13 protein-coding genes and 2 pseudogenes are annotated in these 19,439 nt (G+C 53.4%); 7 read left to right on the top strand and 8 right to left on the bottom strand.

Going from position 1 to position 19,439, the window contains the following annotated elements; all coding sequences use genetic code 11:
• Positions 1 to 20: 20 nt before the first annotated feature.
• The 7 genes and pseudogenes from recG to P4S53_RS10055 form a co-directional block, all read right to left on the bottom strand.
• Positions 21 to 2,102: an ATP-dependent DNA helicase RecG gene (gene recG, locus P4S53_RS10025; protein ID WP_337112579.1), complete on the bottom strand. Its 2,082-nt coding sequence runs from the start codon at positions 2,100 to 2,102 to the stop codon at positions 21 to 23.
• Positions 2,103 to 2,134: 32 nt separating this feature from the next.
• The gene (gene trmH, locus P4S53_RS10030; RefSeq protein WP_337112580.1) at positions 2,135 to 2,839 is read right to left on the bottom strand and encodes a tRNA (guanosine(18)-2'-O)-methyltransferase TrmH; all 705 of its coding nucleotides are present in this window, start codon (positions 2,837 to 2,839) and stop codon (positions 2,135 to 2,137) included.
• 114 nt (positions 2,840 to 2,953) lie between these two features.
• Positions 2,954 to 5,057, bottom strand: a pseudogene (gene spoT / locus P4S53_RS10035) (bifunctional GTP diphosphokinase/guanosine-3',5'-bis pyrophosphate 3'-pyrophosphohydrolase).
• 18 nt (positions 5,058 to 5,075) lie between these two features.
• Positions 5,076 to 5,351, bottom strand: coding sequence for a DNA-directed RNA polymerase subunit omega (gene rpoZ / locus P4S53_RS10040; RefSeq protein WP_027250547.1), 276 nt, complete (start codon positions 5,349 to 5,351; stop codon positions 5,076 to 5,078).
• A gap of 50 nt (positions 5,352 to 5,401) precedes the next feature.
• Positions 5,402 to 6,028: a guanylate kinase gene (gene gmk, locus P4S53_RS10045; protein WP_337112581.1), complete on the bottom strand. Its 627-nt coding sequence runs from the start codon at positions 6,026 to 6,028 to the stop codon at positions 5,402 to 5,404.
• A 145-nt stretch (positions 6,029 to 6,173) separates the two neighbouring features.
• The gene (locus P4S53_RS10050) at positions 6,174 to 7,238 is read right to left on the bottom strand and encodes a glycosyltransferase family 4 protein (RefSeq protein ID WP_337112582.1); all 1,065 of its coding nucleotides are present in this window, start codon (positions 7,236 to 7,238) and stop codon (positions 6,174 to 6,176) included.
• The gene (locus P4S53_RS10055; protein WP_337112583.1) at positions 7,235 to 9,457 is read right to left on the bottom strand and encodes a Gfo/Idh/MocA family oxidoreductase; all 2,223 of its coding nucleotides are present in this window, start codon (positions 9,455 to 9,457) and stop codon (positions 7,235 to 7,237) included. The genes P4S53_RS10050 and P4S53_RS10055 overlap by 4 nt, the downstream gene beginning before the upstream one ends.
• Before the next feature lie 311 nt (positions 9,458 to 9,768).
• Here P4S53_RS10055 and P4S53_RS10060 point away from each other — a divergent pair, with 311 nt between their 5' ends.
• A complete protein-coding gene (locus P4S53_RS10060; RefSeq protein WP_337112585.1) occupies positions 9,769 to 10,281 on the top strand; it encodes a hypothetical protein in 513 nt (170 codons plus the stop codon).
• Positions 10,282 to 10,325: 44 nt separating this feature from the next.
• Here P4S53_RS10060 and P4S53_RS10065 read toward each other — a convergent pair whose 3' ends face one another.
• Positions 10,326 to 11,408 carry an ABC transporter substrate-binding protein gene (locus tag P4S53_RS10065; RefSeq protein ID WP_337112586.1) on the bottom strand — a complete coding sequence of 361 codons (1,083 nt, stop codon included), beginning with the start codon at positions 11,406 to 11,408 and terminating at the stop codon, positions 10,326 to 10,328.
• Between the two features lie 286 nt (positions 11,409 to 11,694).
• Between P4S53_RS10065 and P4S53_RS10070 the strand changes: the two genes are divergently transcribed.
• The 6 genes and pseudogenes from P4S53_RS10070 to P4S53_RS10100 all read left to right on the top strand — a co-directional run bounded on the left by P4S53_RS10070 (position 11,695) and on the right by P4S53_RS10100 (position 19,437).
• Positions 11,695 to 12,672: a FecCD family ABC transporter permease gene (locus P4S53_RS10070; protein WP_337112587.1), complete on the top strand. Its 978-nt coding sequence runs from the start codon at positions 11,695 to 11,697 to the stop codon at positions 12,670 to 12,672.
• 3 nt (positions 12,673 to 12,675) lie between these two features.
• The gene (locus P4S53_RS10075) at positions 12,676 to 13,452 is read left to right on the top strand and encodes an ABC transporter ATP-binding protein (RefSeq protein ID WP_337112588.1); all 777 of its coding nucleotides are present in this window, start codon (positions 12,676 to 12,678) and stop codon (positions 13,450 to 13,452) included.
• Positions 13,453 to 14,703: an MDR family MFS transporter gene (locus P4S53_RS10080; protein WP_337112589.1), complete on the top strand. Its 1,251-nt coding sequence runs from the start codon at positions 13,453 to 13,455 to the stop codon at positions 14,701 to 14,703.
• A 562-nt stretch (positions 14,704 to 15,265) separates the two neighbouring features.
• Entirely contained in the window at positions 15,266 to 15,463 is a 198-nt protein-coding gene (mads1, locus tag P4S53_RS10085) for a methylation-associated defense system helix-turn-helix domain-containing protein MAD1 (protein ID WP_069503494.1), read from the top strand.
• A 1-nt stretch (position 15,464) separates the two neighbouring features.
• Positions 15,465 to 17,854 (top strand): annotated as a pseudogene (gene hsdR, locus P4S53_RS10090) (EcoAI/FtnUII family type I restriction enzme subunit R).
• A 20-nt stretch (positions 17,855 to 17,874) separates the two neighbouring features.
• Entirely contained in the window at positions 17,875 to 19,437 is a 1,563-nt protein-coding gene (locus P4S53_RS10100; protein WP_337112591.1) for a class I SAM-dependent DNA methyltransferase, read from the top strand.
• Positions 19,438 to 19,439: the final 2 nt, after the last annotated feature.

Raw genomic sequence — 19,439 nt, forward strand, 5'->3', positions numbered from 1 at the left:
AGCAAACAGAAGACGGGTGATCAGGCGTTCGAGTAGTTTTCTTTCTGCCCCAGCCAGCGGTCAATGATAGCTTTGGCATTGGCCGGGTACCGATCGTGCAGATAGCGGGCCATTTTCTGCACCTGGGGGATCAGGTGCTGGTCACGCACCAGATCGGCGACTTTGAAGTCGGCAATGCCGGTTTGCTTGGTCCCAAGCAGCTCGCCAGGGCCGCGAATTTCCAGATCGCGCTGGGCGATCACAAAGCCGTCGCTGCTTTCGCGCAGGACCGCCAGACGCTGCTGCGCGGTTTTTGACAGCGGGGCATGATAGAGCAGCACGCAGTGGCTGGCCACATTGCCCCGGCCGACCCGGCCGCGCAGCTGGTGGAGCTGGGCCAGTCCCAGCCGCTCCGGGTTTTCAATGATCATCAGACTGGCGTTGGGCACATCGACACCAACCTCAATCACTGTGGTGGCCACCAGCAGATGCAGCTCACCGGCTTTAAAGCGCTGCATAATGTCTTGTTTCTCGGCAGCTTTCATCCGGCCGTGCACCAGCCCGATTTTCAGCTCGGGCAGCTGTGCGGTCAGCTCGGTGGCTGTGTCTGATGCGGCCTGGGCTTCCAGCACTTCAGATTCATCAATCAGGGTGCAGACCCAGTAAGCCTGTCGGCCTTCGCTGAGGCAGGCCGCGCGGATACGTTCGATGATGTCGGCCCGGCGGGTGTCTGAAACGGCTACGGTCTGGATCGGGGTGCGCCCTGGCGGCAGCTCGTCAATCACCGAGGTTTCCAGATCGGCATAGGCGGTCATGGCCAGCGTTCTCGGAATCGGGGTGGCCGTCATGATCAACTGATGCGGGTATCGGCCCTGGTTGGCGCCTTTTTCCCGCAATTCCAGCCGCTGGTGCACCCCGAACCTGTGCTGCTCGTCGATGATCACCAAAGCCAGGTTGCTGAACACGACCTGCTGCTGAAATAAAGCGTGCGTGCCGACCACCATTTTGGCCTCGCCGCTTTCAATGCGGGCCAGCTCGGTGTCCCGCGCTTTGCCCTTGAGTTTTCCGGCCAGCCAGCCGACCTGAATACCGAGCGGCTCCAGCCACTGAGCAAAGTTGAGGGCATGCTGTTCGGCCAGCAATTCGGTGGGGGCCATCAGCGCGACCTGATAACCGTGGTCAATCGCGCGGACTGCTGCCAAAGCGGCGACCAGGGTTTTGCCTGAACCGACATCGCCCTGCACCAGCCGCATCATGGGGATGGGCTTGGCGAGATCGCTTTCGATATCGGCCACCACACGCTGCTGCGCACCGGTCGGGCTGAACGGCAGGCCAGCGAGTAACTGCTGCTTGAGTGAGATACTGGACGGCAACGGCCAGGCTTGGTGCTGCTGGCTTTTTTCACGCACCGCCAGCATAGACAGGTTCTGTGCCAGCAGTTCTTCCAGGATCAGCCTTTGCTGGGCCGGGTGCTGCCCTTTTTCCAGCTGATCCAGCGACACATCCGGCGTGGGTCTGTGCATCAGGTGCAGGGCATCGGCCAGGGTCATCTGGCGGTCGTACAAGCCTTCGGGCAGCAATTCGCTGACTGCCGCTTTGTCGAGCAGGTTTAGCGCCTGTTCGGTCAGGCTGCGCAGGGTGAGCTGGCGTAAGCCGTCTGTGGTGGGGTAGACAGGCGTGAGGGTGTCTTCAACCGCCAGTGGGGTCGGTTCAGAAAAAACGCTGTAATCCGGATGGATGATTTCCAGCCCGTGCTGGCCGCGACGGATCTCGCCGTACGCTTTGACCTGCTTGCCTTCGGACAGGGCATTTTTCATCGCCGCATTGAAATTGAAAAAGCGCAGGGTGACAGAGCCGGTTGTGTCGCTGATCTTGACCGTCAGCATCCGGCGCTTGCCAAAACTGATGGCGTGATGCAGCACTTCGCCCTGCACCGTCAGGTGCTGGCCGGGTGTCACTTCGCCAATCGGCCAGATCCGGGTGCGGTCTTCATAGCGCAGCGGCAGGTGGAACAGCAGGTCCTGTACGGTGTGAAGACCGATTTTACTCAGTTTTTCCGCCATTTTGGCGCCGACGCCTGACAGTTCTGTCAGGGCGATGGTGTCCAGCATCTGTCCGCTCATGCCTGCTTACTCTGTGCGTTGTCCGTTCTGGATTATTTTTTCCGCCGGGGCTTATCCCTGGATTGTATCGCCTGCCACCAAGCGTCATCGGCCACGATCTGGCCGGCGTCGTCCAGCGGCGGGTAGGGCAGTTGTTTCCGTTTGGCCACTTTCGCCAGCACAGGGTGGCCGCGTTCAAACAAGATGCGGTGAACCGTATCGGCTGGCAGCGGTGTGGTGTCTCTGTCATACATACCGGCGAGCTGGCGCTGGCGCTGCGCTTCATACAGGATCAGCGCGCTGGCTACTGAGACATTGAGTGACTGTACCATACCCACCATAGGAATGATGATATCCTGATCAGCCAGTGACAGCGCTTCGGCAGTGATCCCGTTTTTTTCGCCGCCCAGGATAATGGCGGTGGGTTGGGTGTAATCAATCTCGCGAAAATCCACCGCGCGATCAGACAGGTGCGTGGCCAGGACCTGCATACCTTGCTGTTTCAGCTGGCCGATGGCATCGGGCATGCTGGTGTGGGTTTCCAGCTCAACCCAGTTGCGCGCGCCGGCGGATGTATGGGCGAGTACCCGCATTTTTTCCGGCCATACGGCGTGGACTTTGTGCACGCCAACGGCGTCGGCGGTACGGATAATGGCGGAGACGTTATTGGGTTTGTGCACTTCTTCCAGGCACAGGGTTAAATCGGGCTGGCGGGTGGCCAGTACTGACTGGATCCTCTGGTAACGTTCTGGCGTCATGATTCTGGTCTTGTTTGAGTTCTGGCTGAACGGGTGATAATTCAGCGCTCGGGAAAGCACAAACGCCCGGGGCGGGCGTTTGAGTGATCAGTGTTGCTGCAGCAGGCAGACATATCAGTTCTTCTGCCGGGCCACCCGGACCACATTGGGCATTACCCGGATCCGGCGCATGATATTGGCCAGATGGACCCGGCCTTTGGTCGTCAGGCGCACCGTAATGGTATACAGGCGGCCGTCTTTCTCTTCCGTCGACAATCCCTGGATGTTAGACCCTGTATTGGCGATGGTGTTGGTAAGATCGGCCAGCGCCCCCTGGTGGTTCTGCATATCCACTTTGAGGTTGGTGACGAACTCCTGCTCGAAGTCCCGGCTCCATTCGACCGGCATGTATTTGTCCGATTCTTTCTGGTAGCCGCGGATATTGGCGCATTCTTCGCGGTGGATCACCAGCCCTTTACCCGGACTGACATAGGCCATGATCGGGTCACCATGAATCGGATGACAGCAGTTGGCGAAGGTCAGCAGAATGCCGTCCGCACCCCGGATAGGCATGCGGCGTTTGTCATCCGCCTGAGTCTCTTCATCCAGCGTGCCCAGCAGGCGGCGGGCGACCACCACACTCATCAGCTCACCCAGGCCAATCGCAGCCAGCAGGGATTCTGCGTCTTTGAGACGCAGATCGCCTGAGGACTTTGTCCAGCGTGACCGGGTCAATCTGATCGATGTTCAGCTCGCCGAGCGCATGATTGAGCAGGCGACGACCCAGGGTGATTGACTCGGTACGGCGCATGGTTTTCAGCACCTGGCGGATCTTGGTTCTAGCCCGCGAGGTCACCACATAGTTGAGCCAGGCCGCATTCGGACGGGCACCCGGCGCACTGATGATATCGACCGTCTGGCCGTTTTTCAGCGGTTTGCTCAGCGGATAAGGCTGGCGGTCAATCTTGGCGCCGACGCAGGTGTTGCCGACATCGGTGTGTACCGCATAGGCGAAGTCAACGGCAGTCGCGCCGACCGGCAGTTCGACAATCCGGCCTTTGGGGGTGAAAACGTAAATCTCATCCGGGAACAGATCGGATTTCACGTTCTCAATAAATTCAAACGAGTTACCGGCGCTTTGCTGCAGCTCGATCAGGCTTTGCATCCAGCGCTGGGCTTTGACCTGCGCTGTGGTGCCTGAGCTTTCACCGTCTTTGTAAGCCCAGTGCGCCGCGACCCCTTTATCGGCCATCTGATCCATGTCTTCGGTACGGATCTGCACTTCCACCGGCACACCGTGCGGGCCGACCAGTGAGGTATGCAGCGACTGATAGCCGTTGGCTTTCGGGATGGCGATATAGTCTTTCATCCGGCTCGGACGCGGTTTGTACAGGTTGTGCACCTGACCCAGCACCCGGTAGCAGGTATCCAGGTTATCGACCAGCACCCGGAACGCGTAGATATCCATGATGGAATGAAAACGCTGTTCTTTGTTCTTCATCTTGTTGTAGATGGAGTACAGATTTTTTTCACGGCCTAGCACCTGGCCGTTGATCCCTGCATCATGAAGGCGGCCTTCAATCTCGGCGTGGATACGGTTGATCATTTCTTTGCGGTTCCCGCGGGCGGCAGCAACCACTTCTTTCAGCACCCGGTAGCGGTTCGGGTACAGCGCCTCGAAACCCAGCTCTTCAAGCTCGGTTTTGATATTGTGAATACCCAGACGGTGGGCCAGGGGCGAGAAGATTTCCAGCGTTTCGCGGGCAATGCGGCGACGTTTATCCGGACGCAGCGCACCCAGGGTGCGCATGTTGTGGGTCCGGTCGGCCAGTTTGATCAGGATAACCCGGATGTCATTGGCCATGGCCATGATCATCTTGCGGAAGTTTTCCGCCTGCGCTTCTTTGCGGTCGCGGAACTTGAGCTTGTCCAGCTTGGACACGCCGTCCACCAGTTCTGCCACGGTCGAGCCGAAACGACTGTCGAGGTCGTCTTTGGTGACATCGGTATCTTCGATCACGTCGTGGAGCAGGGCGGCCATCAGAGTCTCAAAGTCCAGACGCATTTCGGCCAGGATTCGGGCAACGGCAATCGGGTGGATGATGTAAGGCTCGCCGCTGGAACGCGTCTGGCCTTCGTGGGCGTCTCTTGCGACTAAATAGGCCTGCCTGAGCGCCTCAATCTGAGTCTCAGGCAGGTATTCAATTACAACTTCTTTCAGGCTATCAAAGAGATACAAATTGCCCGCTTCCTTGAATTAGCGCTGGTTACCTGCAATCGCACTGACCGCCGCCAGTTCTGCGGCTTCCTGCTCTTGCATTTCCTGACGCTCACGTGCATCCAGAATGTCTTTCGTGATCAGGCCTTCTTCGATCTCGCGCAGTGCGATCACTGTGTACTTGTCATTCTCTTCAGGAACCAATGGATCCTTACCGCCAGTCTGCATTTGACGTGCACGGCGAGAAGCAATTTGGATCAGGTCGAAACGGTTGCCGATTTTATCAACAGCATCTTGAACAGTTACACGTGCCATCGAGGACTCCAGTGGGTTTAATAAAAAGACGGAAAATTGTACAAAATTACTTACTGTTGCGCCAGTAGCGCAGTCAACATGCTGCTATATTTAGCAGCTTGCTTGTCTTGCTTCAATCGCTCAGCGCGGATGATTGCTTTAAAATCAATTAATGCGACATCAAAATCGTCATTGACGATCACATAGTCGTACTCTGTGAAATGCGAGATTTCAGAGCGTGCTTCATCCATGCGTCTGGCGATCACGGCTTCGCTGTCCTGACCGCGGGCATTCAGACGACGCTCCAGCTCATCTTTGGACGGCGGCAGGATAAAAATACTTTTGGCTTCAGGCATCAGGCGGCGGATCTGCTGCGCGCCCTGCCAGTCGATGTCGAGAAACACATCGATACCTTTGTTCAGCTGCTGTTCGATCCACAGGCGAGACGTACCGTAGAAATTACCGAACACTTCGGCATGTTCCAGAAACGCATCCTGTTCAGCCAGTTCTTGAAATTCTTCCACGCCGATAAAATTGTAATGCACACCATGAACTTCACCCGGACGCATACCGCGCGTGGTGTGGGATACGGAGACTTTCATGTCATAGGTCGGATTGGTTTCCAGCAGGGCGTTGATCAGGCTGGATTTGCCTGCACCGCTGGGGGCCGAAACTATGTATAGCGTGCCTTTGCTCATTACCATTGTCACTCAAGTGGAAGAAAGGGCGCGCAGGGTATCACGAACTTCGGCTAAATTGAATCGGCACGTGTAAGTTTCGCCTTCGGAGCCAAAACCGCGTTCATCCCCTTGCTCTTATAAAAAATAGCAGCTTGTTGCCGGGTTAGCGCTGCGGGGCAGTGAGGCGGGTGAAATTGTCCAGCATGTGCTGGAAGCTGTAGTGCTGGCGGGCCTTCTGGCAATTGGCTTCTCCAATCGCTTGCCAGTGTCTGGGCTCAGACAGTATCTGGCGAAACGCGCTGGCGTAATGAGCGGGCGGTACCACAAAAGGGGTGTTTTCCGCGGCCACGATGGTTTTGACATCGCCGACATCGGTGGCCACGACCGGCAGGGCCGAGGCCATGGCTTCCAGCACAGATAAGGGCATTTGCTCGGTATCGGATGACAGGCAAAAGATGTCGCCCTGGGCCAGAAACCCCCAGACATCCTCAATGCGTCCGGCCAGCCGGACACAGTGGGTCAGATTGAGCCTATCTATGTAAGCCTCCAGTTCGGTCAGCATCGGGCCATCACCGCCAATCAGTAAGCGGCTGTTGGGGGCATGGCTGGCAAAGGTGTCGATCAGGCGGTGCAGGTTTTTTTCGGCGCGCAAGCTCGCCAGGGTGATCAGTGTGGTCACCGCGGAAGACGGCCCTTTTCTGACGGCCGCCGGCATGGCAATGCCGTTGGGAAAATAGTGCAGCCGCTGCGCGGGGATCTGCCAGTGCTGCCGGGCAATGGCCATTAAGGTGTTGGATGGCACCACGACCTGAGTCTGACCGCTGAGCGCATGGCGGCGGAACAGATTGCGGCGCCGGTACAGCCCGCTGGCTTCGTCCGGACTGAAGCCGTCCTCCCAGTGAATGCCCCGGCACAGACGCAGCAGGCGATTGCAGAACGCCCATTCGATGGCGCCCCAGTTGTAGGTCATCAGGATATCGGGCTGATGACTGCGGATCAGGCGGTGAATGGTGTGGAAACGCTGCGGTAGGCTCATGGCTTTCAGTTCTGCCATCGGCAGGAAGTCGGCCTGCACATCGGGTGCCAGCCGGGACATTGCCTGGCTGGCGCCGTCCAGCGAGAGGATGGTGTGGTGATATTGCCCGGACAGAGCATTGGCCAGCTGCGCGAAGCGGATCTGCGGGCCGCCAACGGCAAAGGTGGAAAACACATGCAGAAGGCGGGTCATTCGGATGCCACCTTGTCAGCTTGCATAGCGAGCGGAACGGGTTTTTTATCACGGGTGGCTTTGGCTGCTGATATCGCCGCAGGCGTTGCCCGGTGCACCAGAATGGCCTGTTGATAGAAGCTGTCCCAGTCGCTGACCGGCTGCCAGTTCAGTAAGCGCTTTTCGACACTGGTATCAAAACGCGCATTCATGGCGCGGGAGCGCAGATCCCGCAGGGCGGGCAGCGGCGTGCGGCGTCCGGCCAGGCGTTTGATGCTCCATTTGCCCAGCTCTTGCAGATACAGCCAGAAGGTCAATTGCGGCACATAGCGGTAGGGACGGCCCAGTCCTTTGCTGATCATGGCCACATATTCACGCGCGCTGGGGCGCACATCACCGACCAGATTCAAGGCTTTGCCGGCAATGCCCGGCGCGGTGAGGGCGGAAACTGCGGCGGCGGCGACATCCTCGGCCAGAACAAAAGGCAGGGGGTTATGGCCGAGGTTCCAGCCAATAAAGTACTGGTTGTTATTAAAAAAGCCGACCCCTGTGTGATTCACCAATCCGCCCTGGCCGACCACAATGCCGGGCCGGAGCACGACAAGGTCCTGCCCTTTGAGCTCATGCAGCAGCAGGTGATCCGCCATGGCTTTGGCGCGGGCGTAATGTGCCCGCTGAGCAGCGGCGGGATCCGGCGGGGTGTCGCTGTGAATCACAGCCCGGTCGCTGCCGAGATAGAGCGAAGCGATGGAGCCCAGATGTACCAGCCGGGTGATCTGGTGTGTCTGACAGGCCTGGGCAATCTCGCGGGCCGAATCAACCATGGCGTGTTTGATCGTCTCCCAGTCCCCGCTGGCGCCGCCGTGGGCCAGGTTGATGACATAGGTGGCACGTCGCACCGCTGCATCCAGGGCGGCAGGATCACACACATCGCCCTGGAGCAGCTGAACGGCCGGCTGGTGGTAAAACGCGGGTAAGGCCTGAATATTGCGCGCCATGACGCCGACTGAATCGTGCTTGGCCAGCAATTGTGCCACCACATGACGGCCGATAAAACCGGTTCCGCCAATGACCAGTACATCGAATGGCTGGTCGTCGTCGGGCTTAACGGCGCGACGAACCGGCGGTTTAGGGACGCTCAGCAGATCGGCACCCTGGCTCTGGCTGGCCAGATGATGGCACAGTGCCACCAGATCGCGGCCGAATGTCCCGTCATGCAGCAAGGGCTGCCCGGTCGCAATCGCCTGATAAAACTGGTTAATACTGGTTTTCATCGACAGGAAAAAGGGGTCCTGCGAGTCTTTCAGACCGGCAGTGGTCAGGGCATAGTTGGTTAACTGCTGCATTCCCTGGGACAGCAGGCTGCCTGCCTGGGTGCAGGCGGTCACCGCAGTATCCAGTGCCGGCAAAAAGCGACTGCGGCTTTGCACTGTGACTTGCTGACGGACGAAATCCAGGTTCAGGCAGCCATCTTCACCGGTGATCTGCATGTCCCACACCGGAAAATCCTGGCCCATCGCAAAGGCAAAATGGACCGGGATGTCCAGCTCGCCGATGACATCCAGGCGCTGAATAAAAGGCTGACCATTGCTGAGCTGCCGGGGCTGAGTGATCTTCGCCAGCATCTTTGCCATTGACTGTGCTGTCGGGCGTCCGCACAGGCTCATCAGTTGCGACAGCGGATGCACGGCCTGCTCCAGCAGTAAATTAACCGGCTGACGGAACATCCAGTGGCTGAACTGGCCGGCCGCCAGCTGGCGTAACGGCATTTCATAGTGCAGGCAAACCGATTTGACCGGGCCGATATCATTATTGGCCAGATGCTGTTTCGCCCGCTCCATCACAGGGTGAAAGATGAAGTTCTGATTCACGGCCAGGGTGACGTTATGTTGTTGAGCCAGACTGATCAGCGCCTCGCATTCTTCCTCGGTTTCAGCCAGCGGTTTCTCGACCAGCACATGTTTGCCGTGGCGGAGCAGCTGGCTTGCCAGCGCATAATGCAGATTGGGCGGGGTCAGCACATGGGCGGCGGTAAACTCGGTTTCAGCCAGCGCCTGCTCCACGGTGCTGAAGCGCAACGGAATATGATGGCGCTCCGCCAGTGCTTGCGCGGCAGAGCGGTTGGGATCGACCACAGCAACGAGATCAATGTCATCCAGCGACCGGATCGCCGCCGCGTGAACATCCGATATGTAACCCGCACCAATCAGGATGACTTTATTGTCTTTTTTTGCTGTCATGCTTTTGCCCTTCTGCATTATCCCTTGAAAATCAGTGGTTAGCTGCGACTTTTAATTGAACTTTTATGCTATATTTTCGCCGCTCTTGTTAACTATAGTCAGTGAAGGCAGGTACTGAGCGGCGACGTAGTAAAGTCATGCAAAAGTTGAGATGAGAGGGCGAAAACAGCGAGAAGCAGCGAGGAAAATATTCCCTGCCTGTTGGGGTTTGAGCCGAATCTGCTAACCTGATTATCAGGCTTATCTGTGATTGATTGCCGGGCTGGGTGACTGACGCTGTTCATCTCATCTCTGTAACGGAGTTCCTCAACATGGCGATTCGTTTTTTGTGTCTCGGTCTGTTATTGCTGTTAACCGGATGCGGCAGCACAGGAGCCGGTTCATCCAGCTCAGCCAGCTATCACTACAGCAATACGTGGTGGTACGACGATTACCTGTATTACTGGCACCATTATTATCCGAACTGCTGTCAGGGTGACGGCGAATACAAGGAAATGGTGACCCAGTGGTGGCAAAGTCTGGATCCGGACAAGCAGCAGGAAATTAAAGATAAGTTCGACAACTGGCAGGGTGATCGTGCTGATATTGCCGACAACCTGCCGGCGGTCAAAGCCCGGTTTGATCAGAAATGGCAGAGTCTGCCGCCGGAAACCCAGCAGCGAGTTCAGCAACAATTGCAAACCCGGCGAGCGCAGGGGCCTGTCGACCGCTCAGCCATTCGCGCGAACCGACCTGCGATTCAGCGCGGCATGATGAATCACCCCAATATTGGCGCGGGTCAGCTGCGCGGACTCGGGGGCGGCGGACTGCGGGGCAGGATGTAACCCTGCTGCAGTCTGCCTGATTTAAAAAACGCTGGGTTGAATGGCTACAACTGAGTGACAAAGGTGCCTTCCGGGGTGACGGGAAGGTAATTGCGGTAGAAATCCAGGTAAGCCTGCTGGGGGTTCAGATCGCTGAACAACTCCGGGTACAGGGCTTTGGCATAAAACTGGATCATCGCGCCATCCATAATTGTTCTGCATGCTCCGTGGTAGGCGGCGTACAGACGATTGTTGCGGACAGCGGCAACAGATGTCCAGCCAAGGCGGTTCTTAAAGCCGGCTAAGCGCTGCTTAGCGAGTGCCTCCGGGACACCTTGTCCCATCACCATGGCGTCATTCACACTGCCTAATTCATACCCTGTCATGACAATGACGTCTGGGTTCGCGGCAATGATCTGCTCCGGATTCAGCTTGCCCCACCACTCTACATAAGGTGCGGAAATGTTGTCGCCGCCGGCCATGGTGGCAATGGCGCCCCACATGTTTTTACCGAATGTGTAGCCAAGCTCCTTGATACCCGTCGCGCCGTACTCTGTATAGACTTTGGGTTTTGCCAGGTTGGCCGAGGCCAGGCGCTCGTTGATCATGTCGATATTCCGGCGGTATTCACCGGCAATTTTTTCGGCTCTTTCTTTTTGACCGGTAATCACGCCGATCAGTTGGGTGCTTTGGATGTGGCGATCCAGGGTTTGCGCGTTGTAATCGACAACAATGACAGGAATGCCGGCGCTTTCGATGCGCGCTATTTCTGCGCCTAATGCTTTGTATTGCCAGTCTGCCAGCATCAGTAAGTCCGGCTGCAGGCTAATGACTTTTTCAACGGAAAACGTATTGGTATCAACGCGGCCAATGCCGGGAATGTCCTGCAGGGAAGGGCGGTGCTTGACATACAGATCCCAGTTCGCCGAACGTGCCTGCCAGATATACTTCGACATGCCGACAACATGGTCATACGCCGCTTCTGTGCCGATTGCCATGTAATCTTCCGGATAAAACCCGACAATGGCTCTTTTAGCTGGTGCGTCAAAGGTGACTTCTCTGCCCAGTACATCCGTGACTGTGGTGATTTCTGCAAGCGTCGATGCGCTGAACATCAGCGCAGCAATACTGAGTAACTTTTTATACATCAATGAGAACCCTGATTCTTTGTTATCCATATCGGCCAGCACAACCTGGTGCTTACTTAGCCAGTAATCATAATTCGTTCAATAACACTTAAGCAAACTATTATCATTTCTGTTAATGTGCTTACGGAATAAAATCAGCCAGTCAGCCTGATCATGGCAGGCGCCTGGTCGCAATTGTTAACCAATCAAATACAGAATCGGGTAATGTCAGATGCAATCCGCAGCAGTATTACAAGCCATTGAGATACAAAGAAAACACGAATATCGTCGCATAATTGTGCTCATCATGTTTTGTCTTGTTTTGATGGCATCCTTTGTGCTCGACATTATGAGTGGCCCCTCTATGCTGGATGCTACGCGCGTCTTGCATGCCATCTTTCAGTTTGTTGGCTTACCTTTCCAGGTCGACAGCTCGACACAGATCATCGTCACTGATTTACGACTACCAATTGCATTGATGGCGATTGTTGTCGGCGGGGCTTTGGGAGTCGGCGGGGCTGAGATGCAGACTCTGCTCAACAACAATATGGCCAGCCCGTATACCCTGGGCATGGCGGCGGCAGCGGGGTTTGGCGCGGCGATTACGCTTTACTTCGGCTCTTTAGGCATAGAGAGCTACTATGCCGTCCCGATCGGGGCGTTTGTCTGCTGCATGTTGTCGGCCTGTTTCCTGTTCGCGCTGGCCTCGATGCGGCATATCAGTTCCGGTCAGCTCATCTTAGCGGGTATCGCCTTACTGTTCCTTTTCCAGTCTCTGCTGTCATTGGTGCAGTTTGTTTCGTCACCGGAACTCAGCCAGCAAATCCTGTTCTGGCTATTTGGCAGTTTGTCAAAAGCGACCTGGGGTAACCTGATGATGACGGCTATTGTGGTGATCTCGGGATTCTTCTTTTTGATGAAAGATGCCTGGAAGCTGACGGCGTTACGTTTGGGCGAGGAGCGTGCGAAAAGCGTCGGGGTGAATGTGAAGCAGCTGCGGCTGAAAACACTGTTTATCGTCGCTCTGATGACGGCAACCATCACCAGCTTTGTCGGGATCATTGGGTTTGTGGGGATTGTTGCGCCCAACATTGCCAAAATTCTGGTGGGTGAAGATCAGCGATTCTTTTTACCGCTCTCGTTTTTGATTGGTGCCTTTCTGCTGTCTACGGCTTCGGTGCTGTCTAAAGTGATTGTGCCGGGCGCTTTGTTTCCTATCGGCATCGTGACCGCCATTATTGGGGTGCCGTTTTTCTTCTGGCTCATTATCGCGAAGCGGAGTTAATCCATGTTGACTGTCGACAAAGCCAATATTCAGCTTGGCTCACTGACCTTAGCCCGTGATATGAGCTTTGACTTAAAGCCGGGGCAGATCACCGCGATTCTCGGGCCGAACGGCACCGGGAAAAGCACCCTTTTAAAGACGTTATTCGGTGAGATCAAACTGGATAGCGGCGAGATTGTTTACTGCGGTCATCGCTTGTCTTATCAATCGTTAGCGCAGTGGCGACATCAATTTGGTTACATGCCGCAGGATATCAATCTGGATGTCAATCTAACGGTGATTGAAGTGATCCTGCTGGGACGACTCGACGCCCTGAGCCTGCGCGTCGATGATCAAACGCTTAATCAGGTGCTGCAAATTCTCGACAAAATCGGGATTGCGCATCTGGCGAACCGCAGTGTGAATACCCTCAGTGGCGGTCAGTGCCAGATGGTGCTGTTTGCACAAGCTGTAATGCGTGATCCGGCAATCATGATGCTGGATGAACCCGTCAGTGCGCTGGATCTGCATCATCAGCATGTCTTGCTGGAGCACCTGGTCAGCCAGACCCGAGAGAAGCAATGCATTACGCTGATGGTCTTGCACGATCTCAATCTGGCCGCGCAGTATGCCGATAATCTGTTGGTACTGAAGCAGGGCGATCTCGTTGCCTGCGGGCATCCCAAACAGATTCTGACCTCTGAACTGGTCGAAGAGATTTATAACGTGGAAGCTCGGGTGATCACTGATGACACTGGTGTCCCCTTTGTACGTACCCTGCGTTCGAAAAAGGCGGCGTAAGTGAGATTGCACCATTTCACCCATGACTGGCGCTTGCTGTCGGCCGCAGGTCGCGTTCTGGTGTTTAACAGTTTCAGCTTTAATCTCGGCTTTTATATGCTGCTGCCGTATCTGGCTGAGCATCTGCAGAATCTGGGGTTTGACGGCTGGTATATAGGTCTGATCATCGGCCTGCGTGTCCTCAGTCAGCAAGGCCTGTTCCTGGTGGGCGGCACGCTGGGCGACCGGTTTGGCTACAAACAGATGATCCTGTGGGGCTGCGCCGTCCGCATTGTGGGTTTCTTTCTGCTGGGCGTCAGTGACAGCTTTAGCGCGATTATCCTGGGGGCTTTCTGTACCGGGTTTGCCGGCGCGCTGTTTACCCCGAGCAGTCAGGCGTATCTGTCGTCCGAGTACCCTGATCCAAGCGAGCGCCAGCGCGTTTTTGCGTTGCAGAATCTGGCAAAGGAAGCGGGGATGCTGATTGGTCCCCTGATTGGCCTGACCCTGTTTTACGTCAGTTTCAGCTGGGTCGGTTTGTCTGCAGCCTGCGTGTTTTGCCTTTTGTTTGTGCTTCAGTGGCATTATCTGCCCAAAGATAGCTATTTTCCAAGCAGCACAGCGCAGCAGGGGTTTCTGCACGACTGGTGGTTGATGCTGAAACATAAAGCCTTTATGCACTTCGTGCTGGCCGCCAGCGTCTATCAGATTCTGTTTCACCAGCTTTACCTTGCCATACCTCATCAGGCCAAGGTGCAAACCGGCACCCCTTCTGTCATCACCTGGGTATTTATGGTGTCGTCCTTCATGGGGGTGCTGTTGCAACTGCCCGTCAGTCGCTGGGTGGATAAAACGCTCGGTGTTGCCAAAGGCATGGGCATTGGGATGGCGCTGATGGGCAGTGCCTTTCTGTTCCTGAATCTGCACTTTGAACCCTGGTTGCCATTGCCGTTTGTACTCTGTGCCATGCTGCTGAGCACCGGTTCGATGATGGTTTACCCGCTGATAGGCGCTTATGTGCCACGTTTTGCCGAACCGGCGAAACTGGCGAGTTATTACGGCCTGCATTCGTGTATCGGTGGATTCTTTGCGTTTGCAGGCAACTGGGGCGCAGGCTGGCTGCTGGACTTACCGGATTTCCACTCTGGCTGGCTGTGGCTGACATTCGCGGTACTCGGTTCTCTGTCCGGGATTGGCTTGTTTGTGCAAGTCCGTCAGCAGCAGAGAAGCGAGCAGGAACCGAGCTGTGTCGCAAACTCACTCAATCGCTGATTGAACATTACATGGCCTAAATCGGCAAGGTGAAGCCGCATCCGTTGGTTGAAGCACCGGAAAAATGCTGAAACCTAATGAAAACAACAAGCCCCTGAAAACAGGGGCTTGGTCAGAATAAGTCAACTCAAAAAAACTTTATTCGATGTTCTGGATCTGCTCGTAAATTAAAAATTTATTTTTGAATAAAAACAATTGTTTATATTATCCACTGGTCTTTTTATCATAATCACTACCCAATTTACTACCCATAGAAAAAGTGTTTAATCGGTTTGTGCTGAAAAAACATTCATCAAGTAAGCAAATATTCTACCTATTGATATGGGAAAACTGGGAAAGTGGGAACGCGTCTTCAGTAATAGGCTATTGTGAGTTTACTCTGATTTAAAGGATTTGTGTTAATTACATATCCCACATGTTAGGTATTTGAGACACTAAATCCAGCCCATTCCTACTAATTCATCCTTATTCAGCTCTAATCTGACTTGAGCTGATTTATCTCTTGCGGTTTTTATGTCAGAATTTGATTCTAACTTTAATCCGTCAAACTTTTGGTGCTCTTGTGACTTCAGACCGCTGGTTATCTGTTGAAGAAATAGCCGAATATCTTGGCGTAAGCAAAGATACTGTGTATTCATGGATCAGTAAAAAGGGTATGCCAGCTCATAGAATTGGTCGGCCTTGGAAGTTTAAAGCAGATGAGGTGGATCAGTGGGTTAGATCTGGTGGCGCATCAGATGATAGCAAGGAAGAAAAATAGTATGGCCTTAAACGAAGCAGATACTTGCCGGGTCTATGTGACGCCAAAGCTCAAAGAGTCTGGATGGGAAAACAATCCTAGCGCAATAACTGAACAGTACACATTTACCGATGGTCGTGTTCAGTTTAAGGGCAGTAAAGTTCAACGTGGGGAGCAAAAGCGAGCGGATTATTTACTTAAGTACACTCGCGACTTTCCTATTGCTGTTGTTGAGGCTAAACCTGAAAACAGCCCTGTCGGCCAAGGGATGCAACAGGCAAAAGATTACTCAGAAATTTTAGGGCTAAAGTTTGCTTATTCAACCAATGGTCATGAGATCTTAGAATTTGACTACACCACTGGTGAAGAGCAATTGTTGTCGCGCTTTCCAACTCCTGATGAGTTATTCAAGCGGCTTTGTGGCGATGAAGGTTTAAAGGATGAAGATCTTGATACCTTGCTGTCCCCTTACCACCATGTTTCAGGATATTCCCCACGTTACTACCAACAAATTGCCATAAACCGCGCAGTCCAGTCGGTTCTTCAAGGTAAAAAACGCTCATTAATTACGATGGCAACGGGTACGGGTAAGACTGTCGTCGCTTTTCAAATTAGCTGGAAGCTGTGGAGTGCTCGCTGGAATCGGACGGGAGACTACAGAAAGCCTCGTATTCTATTTTTGGCAGATAGAAATGTGTTGGTCGATGACCCAAAGGATAAAACATTTACCCCGTTTGGTGATGCCAGGCACAAAATTGAAGGCGGCAAAGTTGTTAAAAGTCGTGAAATTTATTTTGCCATTTATCAGTCCATTGCCAGTGACGAGCGTCGTCCTGGCTTGTATAAAGAATTTCCGCAAGACTTCTTTGATCTAATTATCATTGATGAATGTCACCGAGGCAGTGCCCGCGACAACAGTAACTGGCGCGAAATTCTGGAGTATTTTGAGCCAGCCTTTCAAATCGGTATGACTGCGACGCCGCTGCGTGAAGATAACCGCGATACTTATCGTTATTTTGGCAACCCAATCTACACCTACAGTTTGCGCCAAGGTATTGATGACGGATTTCTTGCGCCATACCGCGTACACCGAGTTATTTCGGAAGTCGATGCGGCAGGTTGGCGACCCAGCAAAGGCGATGTAGACCGCTTTGGACGAGAAATCCCAGATGGTGAATACCAAACCAAGGACTTTGAACGGGTTATTGCGTTAAAGGCTCGAACAGATGCGTTTGCTAAGCATCTCACCGAGTTTATGAAACGAACCGATCGTTTTGCAAAAACGATCGTGTTTTGTGTCGACCAAGAACACGCCGATGAAATGCGTCGGGCGCTTAATAACTTGAATTCTGACCTTTCACGCAAGCATCCTGATTACGTTGCACGTGTGACATCAGAAGAAGGGAAAATTGGCAAAGGGCACCTCAGTCGTTTTCAAGAGTTGGAAACCAGTACCCCAGTGATACTGACCACTTCACAGCTATTAACAACGGGGGTAGATGCGCCAACCTGTAAAAATGTTGTGCTTGCGCGTGTTGTGAACTCAATGAGTGAGTTCAAGCAAATTGTTGGCCGTGGTACTCGTCTACGCGAAGATTACGGCAAGCTGTGGTTCAATATCATTGATTATACCGGCTCCGCTACACAAAATTTTGCTGATCCTGACTTTGACGGTTACCCAGAAATTGAAGATGAAGTGGTGATTGATGAAGACGGTGAAGAAGTAGTGGATGACACTTTAACACCAGAGAGTGAAGAGTTAGAGGTTGCTGAAGAGACCGGTGAATACGAAGTGAATACTGAAGGTGAAGGCGCTGATGATGAAGGGGAGCACGAACCGAGAAAGTACTACGTAGACGGTGGCAGCGTTAAAATTACGTCTCATTTGGTCTATGAGCTAGACGAAGACGGTAAACAGCTTCGCGTCATCCAATATACCGACTACACCGCAGAAAAGGTAAAGACCCTCTTTTCCTCACTGGACGAACTAAAAGATAGTTGGGCTAACCCGTTAAAGAGAGAAGAGATCATTCTCGAATTACAACAACGCGGGATCCAGTTTGATGATTTGGTGGCAGAGTCGGGTAAAACAGATGCAGATCCATTGGATTTACTTTGTCACATAGCATTCAACGTACCGCTGCGAACCAGAAAAGAGCGCGCTGACTATTTGAAGAAAAACAAACCGGATTTTTTGATCAGTATGGCCCAGAGGCCCGCGCGATCTTAACGTCTTTACTGGATAAATACACCGACCACGGCCCTAAGCAATTCAGTATTCCGGATTCGCTACAGGTACCGCCCATTTCTGAATATGGCAATGTGATGGAAATAGCCAATCTCTTTGGCGGCGCATTGCAAATGAAAACCGCCGTGGACCAATTACAAACGCTGCTCTATAGCCAGCAATAACAGAAGTGACGACACGATTTATGGCACGAACAAAGAAAGCAGATCAGCCGATGACCACCGCCCAGCAATTAGGTGCGATTGTTAAATCGTCTCGGCAAATCATGCGTAAAGACAAAGGCTTAAATGGCGACCTCGATCGCCTGCCAATGCTCACTTGGATCATGTTTTTAAAGTTTCTCGACGACTTAGAGCAAATGCGAGAAACCGAAGCCGTGCTAGAAGGAAAAAGCTTTCAGCCAGCCATCGAAGCGCCATACCGCTGGCGAGATTGGGCAGCAATTGAAGGTGGTATCACCGGCGACGAGTTAATTGCCTTTATTAACAACGACGAGGCAATGCGACCTGATGGCACGCGTGGCATCGGTTTGTTTGCGTACTTGCGTAGCCTGCAAGGTGACAACGGTGGTGATCGCAGAGATGTGATTGCGACCGTGTTTAAAGGCATGCAAAACCGCATGATCAACGGCTATTTGTTACGTGATGTGGTCGACAAAATAAACGGCATTCATTTCAATTCATCTGAAGAGATGCACACCTTAAGCCGCTTATACGAAACCATGCTGCGTGAAATGCGTGATGCCGCTGGTGACTCCGGCGAGTTTTATACTCCGCGCCCAGTGGTTCGCTTTATGGTTGAGGTGATGGACCCGCAGTTGGGTGAGTCCGTATTGGACCCAGCCTGCGGCACGGGTGGTTTTTTGGTTGAAGCGTTCGAACACTTAGATCGCCAGTGTAAAACAGTCGAAGACCGCGAAGTATTGCAAGAAAGCAGTATCTTTGGTGGTGAAGCCAAATCGTTACCTTACCTGCTGGTACAAATGAACCTGTTACTGCATGGTTTGGAGTACCCAAGAATTGACCCAGAAAATAGCCTGCGCTTTCCACTACGAGAGATGGGTGACAAAGACCGTGTCGATGTGATCTTAACCAACCCACCTTTTGGCGGTGAGGAAGAAAAAGGCATTCTTGGCAACTTCCCAGAAGACATGCAAACCGCCGAAACCGCAATGCTGTTCCTTCAATTGATCATGCGTAAACTCAAGCGCCCTGGTCATGGTTCAGACAATGGCGGTCGCGCCGCGGTTGTTGTGCCAAATGGCACGTTATTCAGTGATGGTATCAGCGCACGCATTAAAGAAGAGCTGTTAAAGAACTTTAACCTGCATACCATTGTTCGTTTGCCGGAAGGTGTGTTTGCACCGTACACGGATATCCCTGCGAATTTGGTTTTCTTTGATCGTAGTGGACCCACGCAAGATATTTGGTTTTATGAAATATCAACACCCGAAGGTCGCAGGAAATATACAAAAACAAACCCATTAGATTACAGTGCTTTTTCAGAGTGCCTTAACTGGTGGGATAATAGGAAAGATACTCAGTATTCATGGAAAATTAAGTCTTCCGATGTGGTTAAATACGATGAGCAGGGGAAACTTGTAGCCGTCAATTTAGACCTTAGAAACCCTCGAAGCTTAGCGGCACTAGAACATACGCCGCCTGAGTATCTATTGGAAAGATTAATGGGCAAAGAACAAACGATTCTAACTCTTTTAACTGAGATTAAAGGAGCATTGAAGAATTGACT

This window comes from Photobacterium sp. Hal280, from assembly GCF_037162255.1.
Classification (GTDB): Bacteria; Pseudomonadota; Gammaproteobacteria; order Enterobacterales; family Vibrionaceae; genus Photobacterium.

Coding starts and splice junctions, on each gene's coding strand:
- recG (WP_337112579.1), bottom strand. CDS start 2,102: ATGAGCGGACAGATGCTGGACACCATCGCCCTGACAGAACTGTCAGGC.
- trmH (WP_337112580.1), bottom strand. CDS start 2,839: ATGACGCCAGAACGTTACCAGAGGATCCAGTCAGTACTGGCCACCCGC.
- rpoZ (WP_027250547.1), bottom strand. CDS start 5,351: ATGGCACGTGTAACTGTTCAAGATGCTGTTGATAAAATCGGCAACCGT.
- gmk (WP_337112581.1), bottom strand. CDS start 6,028: ATGAGCAAAGGCACGCTATACATAGTTTCGGCCCCCAGCGGTGCAGGC.
- P4S53_RS10050 (WP_337112582.1), bottom strand. CDS start 7,238: ATGACCCGCCTTCTGCATGTGTTTTCCACCTTTGCCGTTGGCGGCCCG.
- P4S53_RS10055 (WP_337112583.1), bottom strand. CDS start 9,457: ATGACAGCAAAAAAAGACAATAAAGTCATCCTGATTGGTGCGGGTTAC.
- P4S53_RS10060 (WP_337112585.1), top strand. CDS start 9,769: ATGGCGATTCGTTTTTTGTGTCTCGGTCTGTTATTGCTGTTAACCGGA.
- P4S53_RS10065 (WP_337112586.1), bottom strand. CDS start 11,408: ATGTATAAAAAGTTACTCAGTATTGCTGCGCTGATGTTCAGCGCATCG.
- P4S53_RS10070 (WP_337112587.1), top strand. CDS start 11,695: ATGTTTTGTCTTGTTTTGATGGCATCCTTTGTGCTCGACATTATGAGT.
- P4S53_RS10075 (WP_337112588.1), top strand. CDS start 12,676: ATGTTGACTGTCGACAAAGCCAATATTCAGCTTGGCTCACTGACCTTA.
- P4S53_RS10100 (WP_337112591.1), top strand. CDS start 17,875: ATGGCACGAACAAAGAAAGCAGATCAGCCGATGACCACCGCCCAGCAA.